This window comes from Anabaena sp. CS-542/02, from assembly GCF_028331085.1.
In the GTDB taxonomy this organism is placed as follows: Bacteria; Cyanobacteriota; Cyanobacteriia; order Cyanobacteriales; family Nostocaceae; genus Anabaenopsis; species Anabaenopsis arnoldii.
In genome coordinates this window covers 1-24,524 of record NZ_JAQMTM010000107.1, presented here as the reverse complement: position 1 = coordinate 24,524, position 24,524 = coordinate 1, and the positions used below count along the sequence as shown (strand labels likewise).

Here is a 24,524-nt window from a genome sequence, read left to right as displayed (position 1 = left end):
ATGACTTCGACTAGGTTTGTCCGCTCCGCAAGCAATCCCGGTAAAGCTTACCGTTTCTGACCGTTCAGGAATAAAAATCTTCTCAAACCATCGGTCAATATTTTTGGCGGCGTTTAAATCTCTGTCTTCAGTGTGTCCACATTCAGGACAGACATAAACACGGTTTTTCAGTGGCATTTTATGCCTATGATTACCACAGTTAGAGCAAATCTGAGAACTAGGAAACATCCTATCAACAATATTTGGGTAGAATTTAAGTTGCAGTTTAGTCCCCCTTGGCTTTAGCCAAACCAACATTTTTGATTGACTTTGATTAACCGGACCAGTTTTCAAGTAAATAAAGTACACACCTGAAGATTATAAATCTTGTGGGGTGGGCATCGGTGCCCGCCCTTTTTTTTGTATCTAACTCAGATGAGATACACTGTAAATTCGTTTAAGTGCAATTTTCGCCAAAATTGGTATAAGTTATGATTCATGACTCGAATACCATAACTTAAACAATTGCATCGAAATTATCAATGGTGAACTCTACTTTCGTGACCAAATTCTATGTCAATCCCATCCAAGGGAATGATACTAATCCTGGTTCTCGGTCTAGTCCCTTTAGAACTCTCACCCGGGCTTTAAAGGCCACCAAAACACCCCTAATTATTCAGTTGACATCTGGGACTTATAGTGTTGCGAATGGTGAGGTGTTTCCCCTAGTTATTTCTGCGGGGGTGACATTAGTAGGTAACGAAGCGAAAAAAGGTGTGGGGATTGTGATTTCCGGAAGTGGTGAGTATCAAACTTCTAGTTTTGGTAGACAAAATATCACATTACTGTTGCAAGATAATGCCAGTCTCTTGGGTGTGACTGTGATTAACCCTATGTCTAAAGGGACTGGGGTCTGGATTTCATCGTCAGCAAAAAATGTGGCTAACAATACCTTAACTAACTGTGGTAGAGAAGGTATATTTGTCACTGATACTGCTAAACCCGTCATTGTAGATAATGTCTTTAGGCAAAATGCTGCCAGTGGCTTGATGATGGCGCGTCATAGTAAGGGTGAAGTGCGGCGGAATGTCTTTGAGCAAAACCCCTTGGGTATTGCCATCAGTGACTATGCCGCTCCATTAATAGCAAATAACATCATATCAAATAACCGTCTAGCGATCGCGCTGTCTCGCCACGCTAGACCTGTACTGCGTCACAATCGAATTACACAAAATACCCGGGGCGGGATGTTAGTTAATGGTAACGCCATTCCTGATTTAGGCAATAACCAAGACCCTGCTGGGAATATTTTTGAGTATAACGGTCAATTCGATTTACACAATACCACACCAGAAACACTGGTTTCAGCAGGTAATAAATTGAATCCTACCCAAGTTAAGGGTAGGGTAGATTTTATAGCTGTCCTCCAAGAGCATCCTCAAAGCCTCTCAGCCAGCAGTATTTTTCCTGACTTAGCTGGACATTGGTCAGCAGCTTTTGTGGAAGCATTGGCGAGGATGGGTGCCATTAGCGGCTTTCCCGATGGTACTTTTGCCCCGGATAGCGCCATGACTCGCGCTCAGTATGCAGCCATGATTGCTAAAAGTTTCCAGTTACCAACAAGAAATAGTAATAGTAAATTTACGGATGTAAATCCCAGTTTTTGGGCAGCATCAGCGATTTCCCAAAGCGCCGAAATGGGTTTTATTAGTGGGTTTCCTGATGGGACGTTTAGAGGCGGACAAAATTTGACCAGAGTACAGGCTATAGTATCTATAGTTAGTGGGTTAAAACTCACAGGGGGTCATCCCCAGGTGTTGAACCTGTACCGCGATCGCGCTCAAATCCCCACTTATGCCATTAATGCCGTAGCAGTGGCTACCCAAGCATTGCTGGTGGTGAACTATCCCCAAGCAGAAGAATTAGAACCTATGCGAGATATAACTCGTGGCGAAGTGGCAGCATTAATTTATCAAGGGTTAGTAGCCAGCAGTCAGGAAAAGGCCATCCCTTCACCCTATATTGTCAGCCCTGATATTGATCTCCCCAGCTTTACAGACATCATGGGACATTGGGCAGAACCATTTATTCGGGGATTAGCCAGGATGAATTTAACTAGTGGTTTTGCTGATGGTAGCTACCAGCCAGATAAACCCATGACCCGTGCCCAATATGCCGCTTTAGTAGCCGCTGCCTTTAACCCCACACCCAAACGCCCCGCACCTGAGTTTACAGACGTATTGCCAGATTTTTGGGCTTATCAAGCCTTGCAAATTGCCGCTAGGGGTGGCTTTGTTAGTGGATTTAGAGATGGCACTTTCCGCCCCGGGCAAAATGTGCAAAGGTTACAGGTAATTGTCTCCCTAGTGAATGGACTGACTCTACCAACGGCTGACGATAATACTTTACTCACTTATACTGATGATCATACAATTCCCGATTATGCGCGTAAAGCAGTGGGGACTGCCACACAGCACAGAATTGTTGTCAACTACCCTGACCCCAAACAACTTGTACCCCAGAGGGAAGCAACACGTGGGGAGGTGGCCGCAATGGTCTATCAGGCATTAGTTGCAATCCAGCGAACCTCAACTATTAATTCACCCTATATTGTTTAGAGAGTCAGCAGTTGAACAAGTAAAATGAAAAACACAATGTATGATGATCAGCCTGGAAACTCTTGGGAAAGAATGCTATACCAAAAAACACCATAGGCTATGAAGGATGGCTAGACAATTTATACCCCTATTCTGAACCCAATAGCGCCATGTTAAGCACAGAGTCAGAAATCTCTGCCGAATTGGCAGCCTCTCTATTAACCCATTACAGTTTTGATCTCAGTGGATATACTGCCAGGGATCTGATTAACCGTTGGCAAACCCAATATCCACTCAACTGGCTGCACTTGGCAGTGATTGAGGCGCTATATCAAGGTCGCTATAAAGCCATCTCAGTGCAACAAATATTACTATTTTGGCAACGCCGGGGTCAGGTGATTTATCATTTCAATATGGAATTTGAACGCCTGATTTGTAGCAAATTTCCCGAAAGCTTAACTCAACAGGCTACACCAGTTCTACCTGCTATTCACAAACCAATTCGCCATGGATCAGCATCTACTGATAAACCAGTGACAACTAATTCCTTACCAGATGATCTAAAAAATGGCTATAGGCAAAGTCACACCAGCGCCCAACAAGGGATCAACTCAGAAGAAGAGGAGAAAAACAGGACATTAGTATCTACCGGTGTGAACCTTGCTGTGTCTGGTAGTGATTCCAGGCTGAACTTACCAAGGTATCATGAGACAAATTCCCCATTACCCAAAGCTGACCAGCAGACAAAGCTCATAGCATCATCTGCTAATCATCCACCCATTGGACAATTTACTCCAGCAACCGGCAATTACTCTGATTCATTTACATCAAAACTAAAAGCGATGTCGGACGAAAAGAAATAACCGTCTATAGCTTAGGAATGACCCTATACTTACTATTAATAAAATTCTTACCTGCTTTTAGTCAAAGACTGGTCACCTCACCCGGACTGTTTGGGGGTGAGGTAAGTGTATTTCACAAGCCAGGCGATGCTTTCGCACAAATTATTTTAATGGTTCCATTATAGTTCTTAAACCCAAACTTTTAAGGACATTGAGGATTTCATCGGCATTATTGCGATCGCTAAACACTCCCACTTGCATGACTCTGCGACCTTGCCGGACAGTAGGAAATGCTTCTGGTACTAAGTTTAGCACTAGATCTCGTTCCTGATTACTTATGATATTAACTACAACGCGGTAGCGTAAACCCGGCGGCTCTTCAGTAGATGCGATGCTCTGAGTGGGAGGAGTATTGGGATTGGGAATTGGTAACAGAGGTGATTCCCCAAAGGGAGGTGCTTGACCTGGAGATGGCGACTGTGGGGCTGCAAATTCCACAATATTAGGATCAATCTGTAGATAATTCCTCTGTGATTGATCAGCTTGCTTTGGCTGACTGGGAGCAGAAGAGATAATTTCTTCATTGGCTGGGATTGTCTGGGTGGGAAGATTGGGGAGGGTAGGCCGCTGAGGGTTTTGACCTATGGGTGCTGTTTGAGCTTGAAAGTCTACGTTACCAATAATGCGATTTGGTAACAGATTATTACCAACTGCAGGAATCCTTTGGTTACTCCCACTAGCATTAATATCGTAGCCCATATTATTACGAAATTGGTTTCCACCTACTTCAGTAATAGTACCTAGGTTTGGTATTGCTGGGGTGAGAACCACTAAGCCATCTTCCCTACTACCTTGAATTAAATTCTGCCGTAAAATCGGCCGACCATTACCTTGTACTATGATGCCATACCGATTGTTTTGAATTTGATTACTGCTCAATATAGGCGCAGCATTGTCAGTAATATTGATGCCAAATCCTGTTTGCTCAAAAACATTTTCCCGCACTTGCGCCTGGGAATTACCGCCAATGGTCATACCATTCGCCCCATTACGATGAAAATAATTCTGCCTAATCGTGGGGGAGCTGTTACCACTGATAGAGATCCCATCCTGAGTATTGCGGGTAAATGTATTGTTTGTGATCACAGGATTGCTGGACTCAACCCACAAACCATAACCACGGGGCTGGGGATTTGTGACCGTTACCCCACTTAACTCAGCTTTGTCTGCACCGACGATAGTGACGTTTTGACCGCCAAAGCTGCGACTAAGGAATGTCCCACCACCTCTAATTGTAATTCCCTGTCCTTTGCTGGGACTATCTCCTTGAATCACAACACCCGGTTTGAGGTTGATGGGAAAAATCTCCCCCGTCTCAGCAGTATAATTACCAGGGAAGAGGATAATCATTGTATTGGGAGTCGCTACTTGCAAGGCGTGGGTAATAGTTTGGAACGGAGCGCTCTGAGTACCATTACCCGAAGTGTTATTTCCCAGACGGGGGTTGACAAATAACATTTTCACTTCAGACCTTGTGCTTTCACCCTGGGAGGTCTGAGGTATTTGAGCCGAAACTATACCCGAACCGACACCCAGTACAGTTATAGTTATTACTCCTAGGCCTAGGGTGAAAGATAAGATGGAAGAAACCAAAAACCAGACTAATTCCTGGGAAGAATTTGATTTATCAAGGTTGCGAGTTAGCTGTAATTGCAGGAGCTTTGCTTGAGAATATTGAGAATACATAATTGGGATAAATCCACTTTCGATAAATGCTAATAATATAGGACTTATGTAGCTGTAATCATATCTTAACTGGGGGGGGAAAGTGCAATCCTCACAATCAGGCAAAGAGCAGCCCTGAATACCAGCAAAAAATCTAATTTTTTATGACAGGTGTCTAAGTCCTATAATAAAGTTTTTATCCCCTGAGAATGAAGAATGTCAATCATTGGTATTATGCGATCGCTCACAGTCATCAACCAGGGAATTGCGATAATCAATACTAGAAGCAAGCATGAACACTTTGATTTCGGCGATTGTCTTAGCCACCACACATTTATTTGCAGGTAAACTAAGATTTCTCAAATATACACCACGTAGTCGTGGTTTCTCCTTTGGTAGCGGTGTATCTGTAGCTTATGTGTTTATTCACATTTTGCCAGAACTGAGTCAAGCACAAGTAAAACTGCAAAGCAGTTTAAATATGGTATGGAGTTTTTTAGAGCATCATGTCTATATAGTGGCACTTTTAGGTTTAACGGTTTTTTATGGCTTAGAGAGATTGGCGAAAACTTCACTTGCAGAGAGTGAAACAACAGGAAAGCCGACAGATTTCTTTTTCCTACATATTGCTGCTTTTGCGATTTATAATGTCTTAATTGGGTATTTGCTAGTACAACGAGAGAACTCAAATATCAAGGGTTTATTATTATTTTCTTTTGCCATGGCGCTGCATTTTGTGGTTAATGATCATGGTTTGCGTCAACATCACAAAAGAATCTATGACGAAATTGGTCGTTGGCTCTTATCAATAGCGATAATTGTGGGTTGGTTCCTTGGTTCGGTTACGGAAATTAATCAGGCTATTGTTGCGGTTTTCTTTGCCTTTTTAGCTGGTGGTATTGTCCTCAATGTTCTGAAGGAAGAACTACCAGAAGAGAGAGAAAGCTGCTTTTGGGCATTTGCTTGTGGTACATTGAGCTATACAATTCTTTTATTAGCTGTGCAATAGCTGTTGGGGATTGCACTTGATGCAAATTATTCATTGACTTTGGCCAAATAAATTACACAATAAAAGTTACTAGACCTGCTGATAAATAATTCTCTATTAGAGAAAAAAAGATATTTTGTGCGTTATTCAGGTGAATTGCTGAATATATGCTTTTTGTTCAGTTTAAGATATATGATAATATCGTTCTTAAATCTTTGCTGTTTCATGTATCTAGCAAGTAATGTATGTATAAAATTATAGTAAATCTATACTTATTTTTGATATTACCGTACTAAAAATTTTTGCTCAAAATGTCTCAAAGTTTTGATATTACCCCACTTAATGCAAGTAATAATAGGGTTGTTGTTATGGTGGAGCCAAACAGCCAAAAAGCGCAAATACAGCCAGCTGTTTACCGGATTTTAGATGCTAATCTAGACCGATCCCGGGAAGGATTGCGAATTATCGAAGAATGGTGTCGCTTTGGGTTAAATAACGCGCAATTAGTTGGGGAATGCAAGTACCTGCGTCAAGAATTGGCTCATTGGCATACTGCGGAACTGCGGGCGGCGCGAGATACACCCGGTGATCCCGGTACGGAATTGACCCATCCGCAGGAAGAACAACGCTCTAGCATTGGGGCGCTATTACAAGCAAACTTTTGTCGTGTCCAAGAAGCAATGCGGGTGCTAGAAGAATACGGCAAGCTTTACCATCCCGATATGGGTAGAGCTTTGAAGCAGATGCGTTATCGTGTTTATACTCTAGAAACTAGTTTAATGGGCTACCAGCGTCATCAACTGCTGTGGCGATCGCAGTTATATCTAGTAACTTCCCCCGCAGAAAATTTGCTCCCACAGGTGGAAGCAGCACTCAAGGCTGGATTAAGCCTTGTGCAGTACCGGGAGAAAATGGCTGATGACCATGTACGTGTACAACGGGCGACAAAATTAAGGGAACTATGTCATACCTACGGTGCTTTATTTATCGTTAATGACAGAGTAGATTTAGCTTTGGCCGTGGATGCAGATGGTGTACATTTGGGACAACAAGATATACCCATTGCCATGGCTAGACAATTACTAGGACACCAACGTTTGATAGGGCGTTCTACTACCAATCCTGAAGAAATGCAAAAGGCAATTGCTGAAGGTGCAGATTATATTGGTGTGGGTCCAGTTTATGAAACCCCCACGAAAGCAAATAAGCCAGCAGCGGGCTTACAATATGTTAGCTATGCCGCCCAACATAGCTCAATTCCTTGGTTTGCCATTGGGGGTATAGATACAAATAATATCAACGATGTGATCGCAGCGGGAGCGGAACGTGTAGCGGTGGTACGAGCTATCATCCAAGCGGAACAGCCGACCCTGGTAACACAATATTTGATTTCCCAGCTTCATCACATCCAACCATAACCAGTTGATAAATCAGCACTTTAAGATGTCTAATCAGATTACCCTCCAGGTAAATGGCGAAACTCGTAGTTGCTCCTCCCAAACCCTGTTACCAGATTTACTGCAACAGTTTGGTTTTAATCCCCGTTTAGTAGCGGTGGAATATAATGGTGAAATTTTACACCGTCAATTTTGGACAGAAACACAAATGCAGCCAGGCGATCGCTTAGAAATAGTCACCATTGTAGGTGGTGGTTAATTCAACACACCATTAGGGATAGGTTCAGATAGGTACAGCGAACGGTAAAGGGTTTTGCGTCTGGCTAATTGTTTACCTTTGCGACCGAGTTTTTCACGTAAATGCTGGTCGTTACACAATCGTTTGAAAGCCTGAAAAACTTCGTATCCAGATTTGGGATTCACGAGAATCCCATTTTCTTCATGGCGAACTATATCAATCACCGAGCCTAAACGAGAAGCAATCACAGGCTTACCGAAATAATTTGCTTCTAAGTAAACAATACCAAAACCCTGTATACATTCCTTGGTATCTAAGGAAGTGAGCATCGCAAACAGATCACAAGCTGCATAATAACCAGCTAATTCGTCATCGGGTATATGTCCGGTCAAGTGTACTCGCTTGTCTACTCGCAAGCGCTGGGCTAATTTTTTTAATGCGGGTTCACATGGCCCTTGTCCGCAAAGTATATAGTAAACATCAAGTCCAATTGTGAGTAGCAGTGGTAAGTTTTCAATCACACGATCAAAGCTTTTTTCCTTGACTAACCTTCCTACAGAAAGAATTACTATTGCTGTTTCCGGAATATTGTACGCTTCCCGCACCCGTTGACGTAAATCATCAAAATTAGCTTGATTCTTTTGAATACCAAATTTTTCTGGTCTGACTATAGGTTGAATGACATGGGTGGGAGTGGTTAAGCGGAAAGTTTTGTGGAGATAATCTTGGGTGACGTAACTGTTACAAACAATTCCCTCGGCGCGTTTCAAGGTCAATTTTAAGAGCGATCGCCATATGGGATTATGTAAAGTATCAATAATATCGCTACCATGGAGATACATAAAAAAGCGTATGGGTAGGATATAGCTCAATAGTAATAATGCTGGAAAATCGTAGCCGTCACCCCATTCAATATAACGGTAATGATAACGAAAATAGAGTTTGATGGCTAGCACAAATGAGCAGACTAAATCGATAGTAGGTTGTAATAGACTTCCCAGAAAATTACCCAACCAGTATCGACAATTGATCCAGCGATATACAGGAAATTTTTGAGCATCATCAAATACTTGATCGCCGGAACAAGCAGATGTGAGAACAACTACTCTTTCTGGGTCTTGAACACAGCGATTATAGAGATATTCCCCAATCACTGCTTTTTTGGGCAGAAATAGATGGGATATTACTAATATATCAGGATTTGCCCTTTCCTGTCTAATTTTTGTTCGTAGTTGTGAGATATGTTCCATGCTAATTTTTTATCAGTTGAATTTAAAAGATATGTAAGCCTTAATACTAGAATTTAGGTAAATGTTTAGATGGAGTGAAATTCTAGTAATTGAACTGACTAACTTGGTAAGTAAGCCAAGAAGTTAACTACATAGAAAACAAAATACTGGCTAACGGAATTTAAACTTGAAATTTGAGTGATTTCGCCATTTACAACTTCTTAAATCCTCAAATTCCCCTCGATATGGATGCTATATATACTAACTAGTGAGTACAAAGCTTCGTGTTCATTTAAGCGAAAAATAGGCTATTTTTTTATTTTCGCTAATAGCTATCATTCACAAAGCTGGGATTTGTACTTTTATCACCAGGTTTTTTCGCACTCTGAATTAATGCGTAATACTTGAGATAAGTATAGATAATTACCTCTCTTTAGGAGATAGACAATTCCACTTTTGTCTCCTTACTTGAGGGAATACATTACACATCTTTCATCTATATTTTATAACATTCAACATGGGAAATTATTGATGACTTATGTGAAGTTTTTGTAAATTATTTTAGGGGTACATAAATTTCACCAACTTGATAATTTCAGTCAAAAAGAATCCCCCACAAATCGGCAAATAATCCCGATTTCATGACTAAAAAACTGCTTGAAAAAATATCAAATAATTGTCTAGATTAATACCTTATCCTAAATAAACTTCGATGTCATGCCAAAATGCCCAAAAAATATGATTTACTGGTACTATATATCTTCCATTTTGTCTATTTTCCGGAAAATTATCCTCTTTTTCTGATAATGCTCAAGTTGTTAATCCGCTGGCTGCATAGTTAATACTAATACAAGTAGAAGTGATACATTACTGAGCTATTGTTAATAGCGAGTATATCTGTCATATCTGGACTGGCGTAGCCATACCCTTACTTATGATTATGAGTGGTCTGACATCATATAAATTGTCGGTATGCTTCATGTACGGTTATCTACCACAGAAATCCCCCCTGGGCTGACTGTCTAATCCCGATAGGACGCGGTAAATTAGATATATATCAAAAAAGTGAATGTTAAAAAGAGCTAGTGTCAATCAACAACTCACTAGTTCCAGTAAGTAAAAGATTTTTGAGAACCTAGAAAGCAATCATAACTAATACAATTTCTAAGCGCCTGTGTTATGGGTAACAAACTAAAACAAACCATCAAACCCTTGTTAAAGGTTTTCTTTCTTTTCAGCCTAGTGTTAAGTTTAGCACTTAGCCATGGTGATAATGCATTAGCAGCCCGCAGTGGTGGTCGCATCGGTGGCGGCTCATTTAGAGCGCCTTCTAGCCGCACCTACACACCGCGTACTTATGCGCCTCCTGGTGGTGGAGGATACTATCCCGGTGGTGGTTTCGGCTTTCCCTTCTTGATTCCCTTTTGGGGGATCGGCGGTGGGTTTGGCGGTCTATTTACCATCTTAATTTTCTTGGCGATCGCTAATTTCTTGGTACAAACCTTCCGCCGTGTGAGCGGTGGTGAAGGGGTAGACGTAGAGTACAGCAGCAATCCTCCTGTTTCTGTAACGCGGTTACAAGTTGGTTTATTAGCGCAAGCGCGTGGTTTGCAAACCGAACTCGACCAGATAGCCGAATCTGCTGATACTAACTCCCCACAGGGGAGAGCAGAAGTATTGCAAGAAGTCAGTTTAGCTTTACTGCGTCATCCAGAATATTGGGTCTACGCAGGTGGGGGTACGCAGCAAGTTAAATTAAATGCGGCTGAAAGTCAGTTTAATCGTTTATCTCTAGCCGAACGCAGCAAGTTTAGTGAAGAAACTCTCTCTAACGTCAACAACCAGCTGAAAGCAGCTTTGAAAAAAGAGGCTTTACCCCCTGCTGACCAAATCAGTGAAGGTCCGGGGGAATACCTAATTGTTACCCTACTAGCGGCGACATTAGGGAAGTTGGAAATCCCAGAGGTTAACAGTGCTGATGATTTGCGTCAAGTTTTGCGGCGAATTGGTGGAATTCCAGGTGATCAACTTTTAGCTATTGAGGTGCTTTGGACTCCTCAATCTGAAGGGGATACCCTGACTTCTGATGATATTTTGGCGGAGTATCCTGATTTAAAACTAGTATAAAGGTCTTCTTCGCCAATCATTCCATTGAGCCAGTAGATACAGTCATTCTATCTACTGGCTTGATTTTTTCGGCTGATATAGCATTTCCCATGCTCGTGAGGTAAACAGTTTTTTAGTTTTAGGGAACAGGGAAGAGGGAAAAGGGAATGGGGAATAAGTAATAAATTGGTGTGTACTTCATTAGACACACCAAAAGGCTTTATACTTCTTAAAATTTCAGAGTTTAAGAGTGGGTATAAACCGACAAAAAAGATATTTAAAATTCTATAGCTAAAATAGCGATAGTTGTTCAGATATTTCTTTACCTTTTGGTTTATTTCCCTGGATTAAATTAAAAAGATAAGTACCAATTTCTTTTGCAAGCAATACCGGAACTGCATTACCAATTTGTTTATATTTAGAACTTATCGAACCAGAGAAGATCCAATCATCAGGAAAAGTTTGAATTTTTGCCGACTCACGTACAGTTAAAGAACGCAACTCTACGGGATGACACATATCAGTGGCTTTTTGATGTGGACTTGTGGTTATTGTCGGAGAAGGTTTATCCCAGGATAATCTTCTATAAAAACCGACTTTTCCACCTCCCGAATCATAAGCAGCGCCCATGGCCTCTTTTTTCAATTCCTCTGGTAAATGTCTCCAGTTTTGTCCTGCTTCTAATAATCTTAAATATTTTAAGCGATTTTCTGAATAACTTATAAACTCTGACTCTCTATCAACTAAACCTGTTAAAGCATCTCTTAGAGTCCGCCATTTAGGTAGATGTTGACCATTTTGGCAATATTTGGGGAGAGGAAATGTAGCAGTCTCACCATCTCTAGAACCGATAAATACTACACGCTCTCTATTTTGTGGAACGCCATAATCTGCTGCTTCTAAAAGATTAGAAACTACCTTATATCTTAGTTGTTTCATTTCTGATAGTACCACCCTTAATGCAGATCCTGGCATTTCATCATCTGCTAAATGGGGATGATTTTTACCCCGTTCATTAATTGGTCTGTGACGAATAGGTGCTGAAAGTAACCCTTTGACATTTTCCATCAAGAAAAAACGGGGTTGAACTTCTTTAACAACACGGATAAATTCCATAAATAAACTACCGCGAGGGTCCATCACTGAACCTCTTTTTCCGGCGGTACTAAATGGCTGACAAGGTGGGCCACCTGTTACTAAGTCTACTTCTCCCACTTGTAAAGCACGACCTAATTTTAAAAATCTTCCTCCTTCCTCAAGTAGTGTTTGGGAACTGACTTTTTCTATTTCCCTAGGAACAGCACTTTCTTTAAGATCGGGTCTGTTAAGAAGAATTGTTTTTGCAGCATCATGGTCTTTTTCCACCACAGTCACTGTATGAAATCCGGCTGCTTCCATACCTAAATCCAGACCAAATGCACCTGTAAATAGGGAAATAGAAATCCCTTGATCATGTATCATGAGAAGGACTACCACACAGAGTAAATATTCTTGCAGTACAATTATACTACTTATTGCTAAAATATTTCTAACTTTTGTATAAGCCGAGGATACCGCCATCGGGGGCGGAAATTGGCAGTTTTCCTCGGTAAATCCCAATGTTTACCAGTATGTAAATGAATTTCATTTACATACTGGATTGCCCTTAAATTTTAGTATGTTTATCTACTATATTAGCTAAGTCTGGAACTGCTTCTTCTACGTGTTTCTTGGCGGAACTCCGGAATTTTTCATAGGTTCCTTTAACTATTTGCCGCTTTGTGTGCTGGATTCTAGCATCGGTAATACTGAGCATAGCGTCTGCTGTTTCAGAGCGACTGGCGATGAGATGAGATGCGGGATCTCCCTTGGCTGTACCCTCAGTCCAGAGAGGGTCAAGGGCTGTCAGGAATTGTGGTAGCAGCTGATCGACAATATAAGGGATGTATCCGGGGTTCACTCCTTTTAAGGCGGTGAAAGCGGTTTTCAAGGCTATACCAGTGATACCTGATTTAGAAGCTAGCTGCCGATCAATCATTTGGCAGCAATCATCTACAAGCATAGCCTTTTTGTTGGCAGTTAACAGCTGTTCACTTAATCCCATTTTATTGCTCCTGAATATCAATGCAATGCTAATTGTAAGCTAATGGCCATTTAACTGGGATAACATGGGCGGGCTAAATACCCACAGGTGTTTTGCAGCCGAGTAGCTGATATCATTTCCGGGTGATCGCAATTTAAACCCGGAATCCCTATAAAATTAATTTCTTAGTAATCTTAAACCACTGAGTGTAACTAACACGGTGGAACCTTCGTGACCAATGACCCCAATGGGTAAGTTAATGTTGCCTAAAAAGTTACCGATTAACAGTAATATAATGAAGCCTAGAGCTATCACTATATTCTGTTTGACAATGGAGTGCGATCGCCTACCTAATTCAATGGCTGTGGCTAATTTCTCTAATTTATCCGCCATCAATACTATATCTGCGGTTTCCAAAGCTACATCACTCCCGGCTATCCCCATAGCAATACCCACAGAAGCCTGGGCCAGGGCGGGAGCATCATTAATGCCGTCCCCCACCATAGCCACAGTTTGATACTCTTGTTGCAGCTGACGGATCACATTCAGCTTATCTTCAGGTAATAGTTCCGCATACACTTGATCAATACCCACAGTCTGGGCTACACTGTCAGCCGTGCGTTGATTATCCCCGGTAATCATGACAATTTGCTCAACCCCTAACTTTCGCAACCGAGTAATCATAGATACAGCTTCTGGTCTAATCAGATCAGCAATGGCGATCGCACCTATGATCTGTTGAGCCTGTGCCACCCAAACCACAGTTTTACCCTGATTTTCCTGAGATTGCGCCCATGTCTGTAACTCCTCTGGGGACTGGTCTACATATTCCCGTATAAAAGCTGTATTCCCCACAAACACCTGTTGATGGTTGACAAAGCCGACAATTCCCTGTCCGGGTATAGCTTGGACATCAACCCCACATTCCCAACCTGTACCAGCCGCCTCTACAATAGCCTTACCAATGGGGTGTTCAGAACAGGATTCCAAAGCTGCCGCTATTTTTAATACTTCTGGCTCCGAATATTCACCCCTAGAAATTACCCCATAAACTTGCAGATTACCTGTAGTTAAAGTACCAGTTTTATCGAAAGCAATGGCGCGAACCTTACCAATTTTTTCCAACTGCGCCCCATTCTTAAATAAAATCCCCTGTCGTGCACCATTAGCAATACCCGATAATAGTGTAGGCATAATTGCCGCCATCAGGGCACAGGGAGAAGCCACCACCAAAAAAGTCAAAGCACGATAAATAGTAACTTCCCAACTCCAACCCCAAATTAACGGCGGTAAAAACACCAACAACACCCCACCGACAACAACTACCCGCGCATAGATGCGTTCAAATTGCTCAATAAACTGTTGAGAAGGGGGTGCTTCCGTCTGTGCTTGTTCCACCAAACGAATCACACGCTGAATCAAACTGCTAGAAGGTGGTTTATGTACCCGAAGATGCAAAGCGCCAAAACCGTTGAGAGTCCCAGCAAAAACCTCATCCCCCACCGACTTTTCTATAGGTAAAGACTCCCCTGTAATTGCTGCCTGATTCAGGCTACTATAACCAGATATAATTATACCATCAGTAGGAATCAATTCACCTGGTTTAACAATAATTTCATCACCCACCTTGAGTTGAGTAATAGGCAGCATTTCTGGTTCTCCCCCCAGTAAAACGCGAGCTGTATCTGGTGTCAAACTCATCAAACCGCGGATACTCTTCTCAGTGCGACGCATAGCGTAACCTTCCAGTGCGCCACTAATAGCAAAGATGAGAATCAAAATTCCCCCATCAATAATTAGATAGTATTCCCCACGCCATAAACCCAACCCAGCAGCACCCAGAGCAGCCACAATCATTAACAGATCAACATCTAATTCTTGTTCTTTAATTAGAGTGGTCAAACCCTCCCGGGCGCTATCATAACCACCAATCACATAAGCAGCGGGTAAAAACAGCAGAGCCCATCCTAACCAATCAACAGACAAAGCCAACCAACCCACAAACAAAAACATACCACAAAACACAGCCGCCAAAGTATCCGAACCTTCGGCAATAAATCTTGTTAAACCCCGATAACTCAGCATAATAACTCATTGATCACAATGCCCTCACCCTAAACCTTGACATCACTGTCAATGTCAAGCCTAAAATCGATAAAAACTACTTTGCGAACCTTTGCGTTTAAAAACAGATGACCACCCTAACCATCAAAGAACTCACCCAAGCAGTAGGACAAGGGATAACCCCGCGGATGGTGAGACATTACCATCAACTAGGACTACTACCACAACCACAGCGATCGCCAGGCAACTACCGCCTGTACACAGATAGAGATATAGTTAGACTGCGGCGCATAGTCGCCTTAAAAAACCAAGGCTTTCAACTTAACCATATTCGCCAGATTTTAGAAATAGAACCAGAAACAGACAACAGCAAAAGCCTAACAGAGCAACTGCAAAAACAATATGGGGCTGTAATGCAGCAAATATCCCAACTCAGACAAACAGCCTCAGCATTAGAGAGCTTATTAGGACGTGATCGCCATTGTCAAATCATGCAAGCCGAAGTATTATCGCAACTCAAACTGCTAGAAGTAGAAACCCAAGTAGGAATAGGAGAACTTAATCAACTGTGGAGTGGGTTAGATGCAGAAGTACATAATCATGCAGAAGCATTTACCGAGTCATTACAACGCATCCTTCCTGACCTGTCCGAGCGTTCGGAAATCGAACAACATTTAATAGCTCAACTAGTTTTAGCCTGTGGTGATGTGAGTTTAGTATCCTTTGTCAAACTCAGTCCAGGTGCGATCGCCACCAGTCGTAAAACCTTAAAAACCGGGTGTAAAATAGTAGTAGATATACCCACAGTCGCCGCCGCCTTAGACCAAACCAGACTAACCCACCTAGGGTGTGAAATTATCACCTTAATTGACAACCCCCATATTACCACCGCCCCAGAAGCCGAGACAGAATTCTGGGAGCAGGACAAATGGCGGCAAAAACTTGCCCAAATCAGTAATAATAGTATATTAGTCATAGGCTACGCCCCCTCAGTCCTCTTAGAAACCTGTGAAGCCATCAAGCAGCAAAAAATCCAACCAGCCCTGATTATAGGTTTACCCATAGGCTTTAGCCACGCTCCCGCTGCCAAACGCCGACTTATGCAACAACCGATACCATACATTACCATAGAAGGGACCCTAGGAGGAGGCTTACTAGCGGCCACAGCCCTCAACTCCCTAGTAGAAACCTTAATCACCAAACCCCACTGTCACTGTCATCTGACAAAAATATCAGTATCTGCGCCGCAAAATCAACCAACTAACAACCGGAGTTCCAATTAAAGCTGTCACAGAGTTGAGGGGTAAAACCAGCTGACTTCCTGGTAACTGAGACACCAAATCTGCAATTAAAGCCAAAATACCCCCCATGATAATCACAGCAGGTACTAATACCCGATGGTCTGAAGTATGAAATAAACTGCGACACAGGTGAGGAACAGAAACACCTAAAAAAGCGATCGGACCACAAAAAGCCGTAATTGCCCCTGCTAAAATAGAAGCACTAGTAATCAACCAAAACCGAGTGGGTTGTACAGCTAAACCGAGAGTACTAGCATAAGACTCACCTAGCAGCAGTGCATTTAAAGGTTTTGACAACAGAATAGCTATAACTAACCCCAAAACTACCACAGGGGCTAAAACTAATATTTGCGTCCAGGTAACACCGCTAAAACTGCCAAAAGTCCATTGTATGTAAGTTTGGATATTATTAGTTTCACTAAATTGCAGCAAAATACTCACTAACGCACTTGTAGCATAGCCAAACAACAAACCTAAAATCAGCAGTTGCATTGTATCTTGAACACGCCGCGCTACTACTAAGACCAAGCCTAAAGTTAAACCTGCGCCCAAACTTGCAGCCATCACCAAAGTTAAATCACCAATTATACCTAAACTTTTGAACATTACACCCGCACCACTAGCACTTGCTGTCAGAACAACTAAAGCCACCCCCAAACTAGCACCTGAACTAATTCCTAACACAAAAGGACCCGCCAAAGGATTTCTAAATAAAGTTTGCATTTGCAAACCACTCAGACTCAAAGCAACACCTGCTAAAGTAGCTGTTATGGCTTTTGGTAAGCGGAATTTGAGAATAATATTCGTCCATGTGGCTTTTTCCGGTTCTCCTCCTAGTAAGATGATTAGAACTTGCTTTAGGGGTATATCTACAGAACCAAAAGCTAAATCTAGTAAGAAGGCGAAGATTAAAAATGTTAGTAAGGTGAGAAATATCAGGGATGGCCGATTTATCTTTTTATGTCTAAGTAATTTAAGTTTCAATTTAACTAACCGCCAACTTCGCCAAGATAAGAATGAGATAATTTCACGCATTATTATAATTTTTTAGTCGGGACTTGAGTCCTCAAGTTAATTTGCGGTAATACACTAGCTGATGCTTGGGTAATATTTGGGGATGAAATATTTTGATTAAGTCAGATAGAACTATGTCAGGGTTACTAATACCACTTTCCCAATAATCGTTTCCTTGATATTCGTTTAATTGGGCATCATTATTATATAGGTTGCCTGTTTTTACAGCTTGAAAAGCAGTATAACGCTGATCTTCGTTTAATAAATCTTGTAAACTTTGCCAAGATTGACTAAAGTTAAGCCAGTAGTCAGCATTAGCCGCACGTTCTAAGACAACCTCAAAGGATAGGGGTAAACTCCCAGATGTGTTATCATCACTCCACAGATAATTTGCCCCAGCATCATTAAGATACTTGGCTACATAACTATCTCCTGCTGGCATAAACCAAGTTCCTTGAAAGTTAAATCCCACAAATACAGTAGGACGATTGTTGACCAACTGAGTTTTTTCGGCAATTTCTTCATATTTACTCGCAACTTGATTAAACACTTTTTCGGCTTTTTCTTCTTGGTTGAAAAATAAAGCAGTGAATTTTATCCACTCGCTTCTTCCTAGTGGTGAATTTTCCATATATTCCGCATTAATCGCCACTTTCAACCCAGCATCTAATAGTTGGGGATAACTATCTGTTTGTGTATTTCCTACCGCATAGGTTGTAATTAACGCCGGATTTAATTCTAATATCTGCTCGATGTTGGTATTATTATTACTACCAACTTCTGTGATCTTACCTGCTTTAATTCTCTCTACCACTTCCGGTGTATTAACTTGCTTGAAATCTCTTACACCCAGGAGTTTATCTAGTAATCCTAATTTGGTAAAATGCGGTAAATGGGTAGTGGAAAGAGAGACAACAGAATCTACAGGTACTGTGATTACTTGGGTCTCTCTAAAGTTTTCTGGTACAGGGGCGCCACATTGAACTAATACATATTTGAAATCTCGATTGGCATCACGCCAAGGACTTTTAACAGTAACAACTTTGTAGGCTTTATGATATTCTACATCAAAACCTTGGGCGTAATTGATAGTAGCTTTTACAGGAAAATAATCAAGATTGGAATCATATGCTTGACCACAGGAGTTGATCAGATTAGGATGATTACAAGCAATAACTAAAGTAGCAACAAACAACAATAAACACCCATAAAGGTTTATTCTACGTCGAATAGATTTGGCATAATTCATATTATTTACTCGATAAATGACAGATATCACAGAATTAATGAACCACAGATGAACACAGATGAATCTGCTTGAATAAATCCAGTATCCTTCCTCTTGTGTTTGTCTTCTCTGCTTGTCTGTGGTTCAATAAATCCAAGTTAATCCAACACAGGAGGGTAAGAATGTTCTCTCACCTGATTACCTTTTACCAGATGTTCCTCAACAATAGTCTGGGCCACATCAGGAGTAACGCGAGTGTACCAACTCCTATCCTCAGAATTAAACACTACTGGACCGAGTTTACAAACTTCCAAACAGCCAGATGTTCTGACTTCTATATCTAAACCTGCTTTCTCCACTGCTGTTTTTAAAGCTGTAAATGTAGGTTCCCATTTTTGAGAAGGAAGACAACGCCCAGAGGTACACACTGATATATAAGAACGCTTTAAAGGGTTGCGGGTAAATGGTATGGGGTTGGTTCCTAAGACGTAAATTTCCCGTAATTGTTCATACAGGGCTAATTTAGATAAATTAGGTTTACCTTCTGGTAATAAATTTTCATCTTCCACAAAGGGATTAGGTAAAAATATGGTCATCACTTCGACATTTGCACCATTCCAAAATTTAATCCCCCAACTTCTGGGACTTCCTTGTGCGTTAAAGCGGCGATAAAATGCAGCGCGACTAACTTGACGCTCTTGTCTTAATTCCAACGGTGTTTTACATTCAGGACCACCTAAGCTGGGTTCAATACATAAGTGTAAATGCCAACCTTCAGCGGCTACTGTTAAATAACCATCATATAAAATACATAATTTAGGTGCAGCCGTAAATTCTAATTCTAATACACCACCTTCAGCAACATGACCTACTCCTACTTGTTGCCAATTTTCCTGAAATAAGGTATAAAGTAGTGATGATAAGACATCGCTACTGGCATCAAAATCTTCATATTCAACTCTACCTCCTGAAAGCAAAGGTTCTGTTTTCATCAGATTTAATGGTTTTACCCAAGGATTAAATTGAGTCATAGGATTTGCTTGTGACTAAATTTTTAGAATGTTGAACTCAAACCAACTTGAAAAACTCTACCTGTGTCAGGGAAACCAGGAAATAGCTGATAGCGTTGGTTGAAAATATTATCTACACTACCATTAAGTACAAGGTTATCACTCAGGGAAATTCGCAGTTTAGTATCAAAGGTGGTATAACCAGATAAAAATTCTGTGTTGGTATTATTGGTAGGATACCCACTCAGGGAATGCATGAGAAATGCTAAATATAGGCCTTGAGCATTTTCATAGGATATTCCCGCATTTAAACTATTTGCACCCGCAAAACGCAACTCTTTACCTACTTCAGCAGAATTGGTACTTTCTAAAATGCGTGGGTCATTGAGGGTATAATTGGTAAAGGCAAATATATTCTGGGCTAGTTGCACATTTAATGCTGCTTCGATTCCTCTGGTACGCACTAAGTCAATATTTTCAAAACTGGATATGGGATTACGAAGAATAAAAGCAATATTATCTGATTGAGTATTTTGGAAAAATGTTAAGCGCAGTACACCAAAATCACCAAGTTTCTGATCGATCCCAATATCATAACTATTGCCTTTTTCGGGTCTTAAATCGGGATTCCCTACAAAAGTCGCACCTTGAGCAAATAACTGAAATAGGGTAGGTACACGGAAATTTCTGATGTAGTTAACTCTGAGGGTGGTGGAATCAGATAATCCTAGTTTGGCTCCGATACTTGGTGATGTAAAGGAACCATTGGCTAAACTGTTGAAATCTTGGCGTAAACCTAAGTTAACACCGAGTCCAGGTGTGACATCTACCTCATATTTAGCAAATAATGCACCTTGACTAATGCTGTCGTCATAACTAAATGTTCTGCTATTATCAGTCAAATTTAAACTACTATTAGTTGCTGATACATTGCGGTAATCAAACCCATAAACTAAAATCTGATTGTTGACAAGTTTCCAACTGTGCTGTGTTTGGATACCATAGGAATTTTGTCTGTTGTCTCTTTGGTTTGTGGGACTATCAAACCTTGTATTGAGAAAGTCTGTGTAAATCTTGGCTGTTAATAGGGAATCTTTTCCTTCTGCTAGCTGAGAGTTCCAAGTTAAATCAAGTAAAACTTGGTCGGTGTATTTGCGATTATTAGGAGTTAAGGAATTGAAAAATCCTTGTCCTTGAGGTTCAGGAATTGCTACTCCTCCTGAGACTCCCTGATTTTTCCCTAAATATAAACTAGAAAGGGTTAAAGTATTTCTGTTTCCTAAATCTGCCTCTAATTTGACATTAAAATTATTGAAAAGAACATCATCATTTTCCCTTGTCCCCTGAAAATTAGCTTCGGGAATGGAAAAAGGATAATTATTCTGGGCTTGGGTGCGATTATAACCTAAAACCCAAGATATATTACCCAACCTACCACTATTTTGAATAGTTTGCTGATTTAATCCGTAGGCGCCCAGGGTAACTCCGGACTGGGTGGTGATTTTCTCTGTGGGACGACGAGTAATAATACTAATCACTCCCCCAATTGCATCGGAACCATATAAAGTAGAACCTCCACCGGGTAAAACTTCTACTCTTTCTATATTGTTGGTGGTAATTTCTGAAAGGTCAAAACCACCAGAACCTAAATTATTTATTGGTCTACCGTCAAGTAAAATTAAAACTTGTCCAGTGTTAGAACCGCGAATAAATTGACCGCTTAATGCACCAACTCCTGTCCCCACTGTACCATCACTCAAAACACCGGGGAGGAATCGTAGGGCTTCTTTGACTGTGCGCGCACCTTTGGCTTCTATTTCTTCTTGGGTAATTACATACACTGGACGTGTGGAATCTTGAACTGTTCCATCACGGCGCAGGGGGGAAGATACTGGCTGATTTAAGAGTTTATCGATGACCGTCAGTTCAATATCAGCTTCTGGTTCTGAAGCTATGACATATCCTCCTGATAAAATTAAATAATTTGTATTTAAAATTAGTAAGTTGAGCAAACAACACCTGTAAAACTTATACATTAAATTCCTCAAATTCCTCTCTATAGGTATGGTTCTGAATGAGACTGGTTGCAAAGTGGCGTTTATTAATCATGGAAACAGATAAACTCTTGTTTGCATGGATGAGTTTTTTGATATGCAAATTCAGCACCACAAAATACTTTTATGTAGCAAAAAGGTTTATTTCCACACATCATCCCAATGGCGCTGAACTTACCCCGATAGTTCAGGTGTTAACTGTTACGTCTTTGGTAATTGTGTGCTTTTTTTGACATTTTAATCCGTTGTATATTAAACCCTAGTGATAATGATTATTATTCTAATTTAGATATTTGTCAACATTTATTTAGCTTGCCGTACTACATTTGTCCTGTAAGGGCCACACATAGATGGAATTGAGGTTAAATTAAACTCTTGACTAATCTGAGAGCGAGTACATGACCCCGTTGTCAAAAAGTAATGATAAATGTCATCCCAGATGTATAATTAGCGCGTCTGCTCCTAATATAAAGAGATACAATTCCAGATCCTCTAGCTTTGTCTACCCAGATCAATAATATATGTGGCAAGAAGAAAAAAAAGATAGTGCGATAGTTACTCTAGCATTATTGCTGTCTTTAGTGACTACCCCTATGACAGTACCTTTGTTTGTACCGACACCAGTGCTGGCACAATCTGCTACTGACTCTTTCCTAGCGCCTCAAACAGTGGAAGATCAGACTACACTCAAAATTGATGGTTCTACCAGCTTGGGAGCAATCAACCGCAGTTTAAAACAGAGTTTTGAGCAAGGGTTTTCTGGGACAAATGTAGAGGTTGCAACTAATGGGTCTGATGCAGCGATTTCAGCTTTGCTAAGTGCAAATATTGATATAGCAGCGATCCCTCGTGATTTGACTCCAGAAGAACAAGCCCAAGGTCTGGCACAAGTATTGATTCACAGTGCAAAAATTGCTATCATAGTTAGTACGGATAATCCCTTTGAGGGTAGTTTGACTTCTGAGCAATTTGCCGGTATTTTCAGCGGAAATATTACCAACTGGTCAGAAGTTGGAGGTACAGATAGTAATATTCGATTCATTGACCGCCCAGTAAATAGCGAAACCCGCAACACATTTCGCACCTACCCAGGTTTTCAGGGTTCTGAACTTGTTACAGGCGCGAATGCTACCGTAGTCCTAGAGGATGATATCACGGAAATTATCGCCAAACTGGGCAATGATGGTATTAGCTATGCCATGCTCCATGATGTATCGCGTCTGCCCAATGTGCGAGTGATTCCTGTCAATGAAACTTTACCGGATCAGCTTAACTATATCTATTCCCTGCCTTTGGTGTATGCTTACAGGCAAAATCCTAGCCCCAATTTAGATGCTTTTATCAAGTTTACCCAGGCAGTACCAGGAAAGCAAGCCATAGAAACGGCCCTGGTTGGGGGAGAAGTAGAAACACTAGAAATTCCTGGACTAGATCCCCCGGCTCCCCTATTAGATGAAGACCAGTCTCCAGAAAATATTTCTAGTCCTGATCAGATGCCTGAGATACCTTTATGGTGGCTTTTATTACCTACGTCTGTTATAATTGGGTTACTAATATGGCTGTTCCGGTCACGTCGGGCAGATCCTAAGAAGAAAGTCCCTGGTTATACTGGGGAAATATCTAAAAAAAATGAGGACTCAACCAGCAGAAATGATACCTCGGTTACAGCAGCAACTGCTACGGGGTCTGTTGTTGCGCCTGAAACAGTGAATGATCAAGAACTGGTTGAAACTCAAAATTTTAAAGCTACAGATTCTCAAGTTTCACTGGTGTTTGAAGGGGAAAATTTGCAGAGCAAATACTCTCTTGACCAAACAGCAGCACAACACCAGCCAGAATTTGATTTAAGTGCAAGTTTGCGACTAAGTGAAAATATATCGGCACGGGTGACCAATTTACAGGAAATATCCCTAGATATGAGTGAAGAGGTGTTGAATGCAGTAGCCGATGCAGCTGAACCCATCAACCATAGGACGGTCTGTGATCATCCGGAGAAGACAGATATTTTTGCAGACAGTCAAACCTTTGTAGAAATGGGGATTGACCATGAGGGTCATGGGGGGGAAGATCCATTGTTGAATCATCCCCTGGGGGATAGCTTGGCTGACGTAGCCATGGCCGCAGCACTGAATGGGGAGCGGAGTATTATCCTTAAGCTGCGAAATGCAGAATGGGCTTATGTGACTTGGTACATTGATCAAACTTGTCAGGAAGCATTATCAAATAATGGCATATCTCAATTGTATCTGCGGCTGTATGATGTGACGGATTTAAACTTGAGTTATCAAAGTCCTCAACTGCTACAGGAATATGAGGTAAAGTGGGAAATACCAGAGAAATATATTCCGATCCCCCAAACAGATCTGCTTGCGGGGGGGCTAGTCGATCGCAATTATATCGCCGCCATAGGTTTTAAGGTAGATGATAATTGGGTAACTATTACCAGTTCTGAACGGGTTCGCGTTTTTGCTACACCCCAAGAAGACACCAGAGGAGGATTTCATCTCGATGGGGATCGGAGTATGATGCTTAAGCTGCGAAATCCAGAATGGGCTTATGCGACTTGGTACATTGATCAAACTTGTCAGGAAGCATTATCAAATAATGGCATATCTCAATTGTATCTGCGGCTGTATGATGTGACAGATTTAGACTTGAGTTATCAAAGTCCCCAAGTGCTACAGGAGTAT

General features: G+C 41.3%; 18 protein-coding genes. 8 read left to right on the top strand and 10 right to left on the bottom strand.

The window, feature by feature from the left end; translation table 11 throughout:
* Positions 1–228: transposase (locus PN447_RS12195; RefSeq protein ID WP_271763306.1), on the bottom strand; the 228-nt coding region annotated here is incomplete at its 3' end.
* A gap of 293 nt (positions 229–521) precedes the next feature.
* Between PN447_RS12195 and PN447_RS12190 the strand changes: the two genes are divergently transcribed.
* Together PN447_RS12190 and PN447_RS12185 are read left to right on the top strand one after the other, a co-directional pair.
* A complete protein-coding gene (locus tag PN447_RS12190) occupies positions 522–2,597 on the top strand; it encodes an S-layer homology domain-containing protein (protein ID WP_271763304.1) in 2,076 nt (691 codons plus the stop codon).
* Positions 2,598–2,746: 149 nt separating this feature from the next.
* Positions 2,747–3,439, top strand: coding sequence for a hypothetical protein (locus tag PN447_RS12185; protein ID WP_271763302.1), 693 nt, complete (start codon positions 2,747–2,749; stop codon positions 3,437–3,439).
* A 141-nt stretch (positions 3,440–3,580) separates the two neighbouring features.
* Here PN447_RS12185 and PN447_RS12180 read toward each other — a convergent pair whose 3' ends face one another.
* On the bottom strand, positions 3,581–5,164 hold the full coding sequence (locus PN447_RS12180) for a DUF1565 domain-containing protein (protein WP_271763301.1): 1,584 nt from the start codon (positions 5,162–5,164) through the stop codon (positions 3,581–3,583).
* 271 nt (positions 5,165–5,435) lie between these two features.
* On the opposite strand from PN447_RS12180, the gene PN447_RS12175 reads away from it, so the two are divergent.
* From PN447_RS12175 to thiS, 3 genes are all read left to right on the top strand, one after another.
* Positions 5,436–6,152: a hypothetical protein gene (locus PN447_RS12175; protein ID WP_271763299.1), complete on the top strand. Its 717-nt coding sequence runs from the start codon at positions 5,436–5,438 to the stop codon at positions 6,150–6,152.
* A 290-nt stretch (positions 6,153–6,442) separates the two neighbouring features.
* Entirely contained in the window at positions 6,443–7,549 is a 1,107-nt protein-coding gene (locus PN447_RS12170) for a thiamine phosphate synthase (RefSeq protein ID WP_271763298.1), read from the top strand.
* Between the two features lie 25 nt (positions 7,550–7,574).
* Positions 7,575–7,787 (top strand): sulfur carrier protein ThiS, encoded by a 213-nt coding sequence (thiS, locus tag PN447_RS12165; protein WP_271763297.1) that lies wholly within the window; start codon positions 7,575–7,577, stop codon positions 7,785–7,787.
* Here thiS and PN447_RS12160 read toward each other — a convergent pair.
* Positions 7,784–9,016, bottom strand: coding sequence for a glycosyltransferase family 4 protein (locus PN447_RS12160; RefSeq protein ID WP_271763296.1), 1,233 nt, complete (start codon positions 9,014–9,016; stop codon positions 7,784–7,786). The genes thiS and PN447_RS12160 overlap by 4 nt on opposite strands.
* Before the next feature lie 1,158 nt (positions 9,017–10,174).
* Here PN447_RS12160 and PN447_RS12155 point away from each other — a divergent pair.
* Positions 10,175–11,122, top strand: coding sequence for a DUF1517 domain-containing protein (locus PN447_RS12155; protein ID WP_271763295.1), 948 nt, complete (start codon positions 10,175–10,177; stop codon positions 11,120–11,122).
* Positions 11,123–11,392: 270 nt separating this feature from the next.
* Here PN447_RS12155 and PN447_RS12150 read toward each other — a convergent pair whose 3' ends face one another.
* The 3 genes from PN447_RS12150 to PN447_RS12140 all read right to left on the bottom strand — a co-directional run bounded on the left by PN447_RS12150 (position 11,393) and on the right by PN447_RS12140 (position 15,248).
* Positions 11,393–12,562 carry a DNA cytosine methyltransferase gene (locus PN447_RS12150; protein ID WP_271763305.1) on the bottom strand — a complete coding sequence of 390 codons (1,170 nt, stop codon included), beginning with the start codon at positions 12,560–12,562 and terminating at the stop codon, positions 11,393–11,395.
* Between the two features lie 184 nt (positions 12,563–12,746).
* Positions 12,747–13,184 carry a DUF6918 family protein gene (locus PN447_RS12145; RefSeq protein ID WP_271763294.1) on the bottom strand — a complete coding sequence of 146 codons (438 nt, stop codon included), beginning with the start codon at positions 13,182–13,184 and terminating at the stop codon, positions 12,747–12,749.
* A gap of 156 nt (positions 13,185–13,340) precedes the next feature.
* Positions 13,341–15,248: a heavy metal translocating P-type ATPase gene (locus PN447_RS12140; RefSeq protein WP_271763293.1), complete on the bottom strand. Its 1,908-nt coding sequence runs from the start codon at positions 15,246–15,248 to the stop codon at positions 13,341–13,343.
* Positions 15,249–15,355: 107 nt separating this feature from the next.
* Between PN447_RS12140 and PN447_RS12135 the strand changes: the two genes are divergently transcribed.
* Complete coding sequence (locus tag PN447_RS12135; RefSeq protein ID WP_271763292.1) at positions 15,356–16,510, top strand: precorrin-8X methylmutase; 1,155 nt, start codon at positions 15,356–15,358, stop codon at positions 16,508–16,510.
* Here PN447_RS12135 and PN447_RS12130 read toward each other — a convergent pair.
* The 4 genes from PN447_RS12130 to PN447_RS12115 all read right to left on the bottom strand — a co-directional run bounded on the left by PN447_RS12130 (position 16,460) and on the right by PN447_RS12115 (position 21,816).
* Positions 16,460–17,563 carry an iron ABC transporter permease gene (locus tag PN447_RS12130; RefSeq protein WP_271763291.1) on the bottom strand — a complete coding sequence of 368 codons (1,104 nt, stop codon included), beginning with the start codon at positions 17,561–17,563 and terminating at the stop codon, positions 16,460–16,462. The two genes, PN447_RS12135 and PN447_RS12130, sit on opposite strands and share 51 nt — an antisense overlap.
* 31 nt (positions 17,564–17,594) lie before the next feature.
* On the bottom strand, positions 17,595–18,791 hold the full coding sequence (locus PN447_RS12125; RefSeq protein WP_271763290.1) for an ABC transporter substrate-binding protein: 1,197 nt from the start codon (positions 18,789–18,791) through the stop codon (positions 17,595–17,597).
* A 137-nt stretch (positions 18,792–18,928) separates the two neighbouring features.
* Complete coding sequence (locus PN447_RS12120; protein WP_271763288.1) at positions 18,929–19,801, bottom strand: (2Fe-2S) ferredoxin domain-containing protein; 873 nt, start codon at positions 19,799–19,801, stop codon at positions 18,929–18,931.
* Between the two features lie 23 nt (positions 19,802–19,824).
* Positions 19,825–21,816: a TonB-dependent receptor plug domain-containing protein gene (locus tag PN447_RS12115; RefSeq protein ID WP_271763287.1), complete on the bottom strand. Its 1,992-nt coding sequence runs from the start codon at positions 21,814–21,816 to the stop codon at positions 19,825–19,827.
* Positions 21,817–22,355: 539 nt separating this feature from the next.
* Here PN447_RS12115 and PN447_RS12110 point away from each other — a divergent pair.
* Positions 22,356–24,524 (top strand): substrate-binding domain-containing protein (locus tag PN447_RS12110; protein ID WP_271763286.1); only part of this gene is annotated, 2,169 nt, incomplete at its 3' end.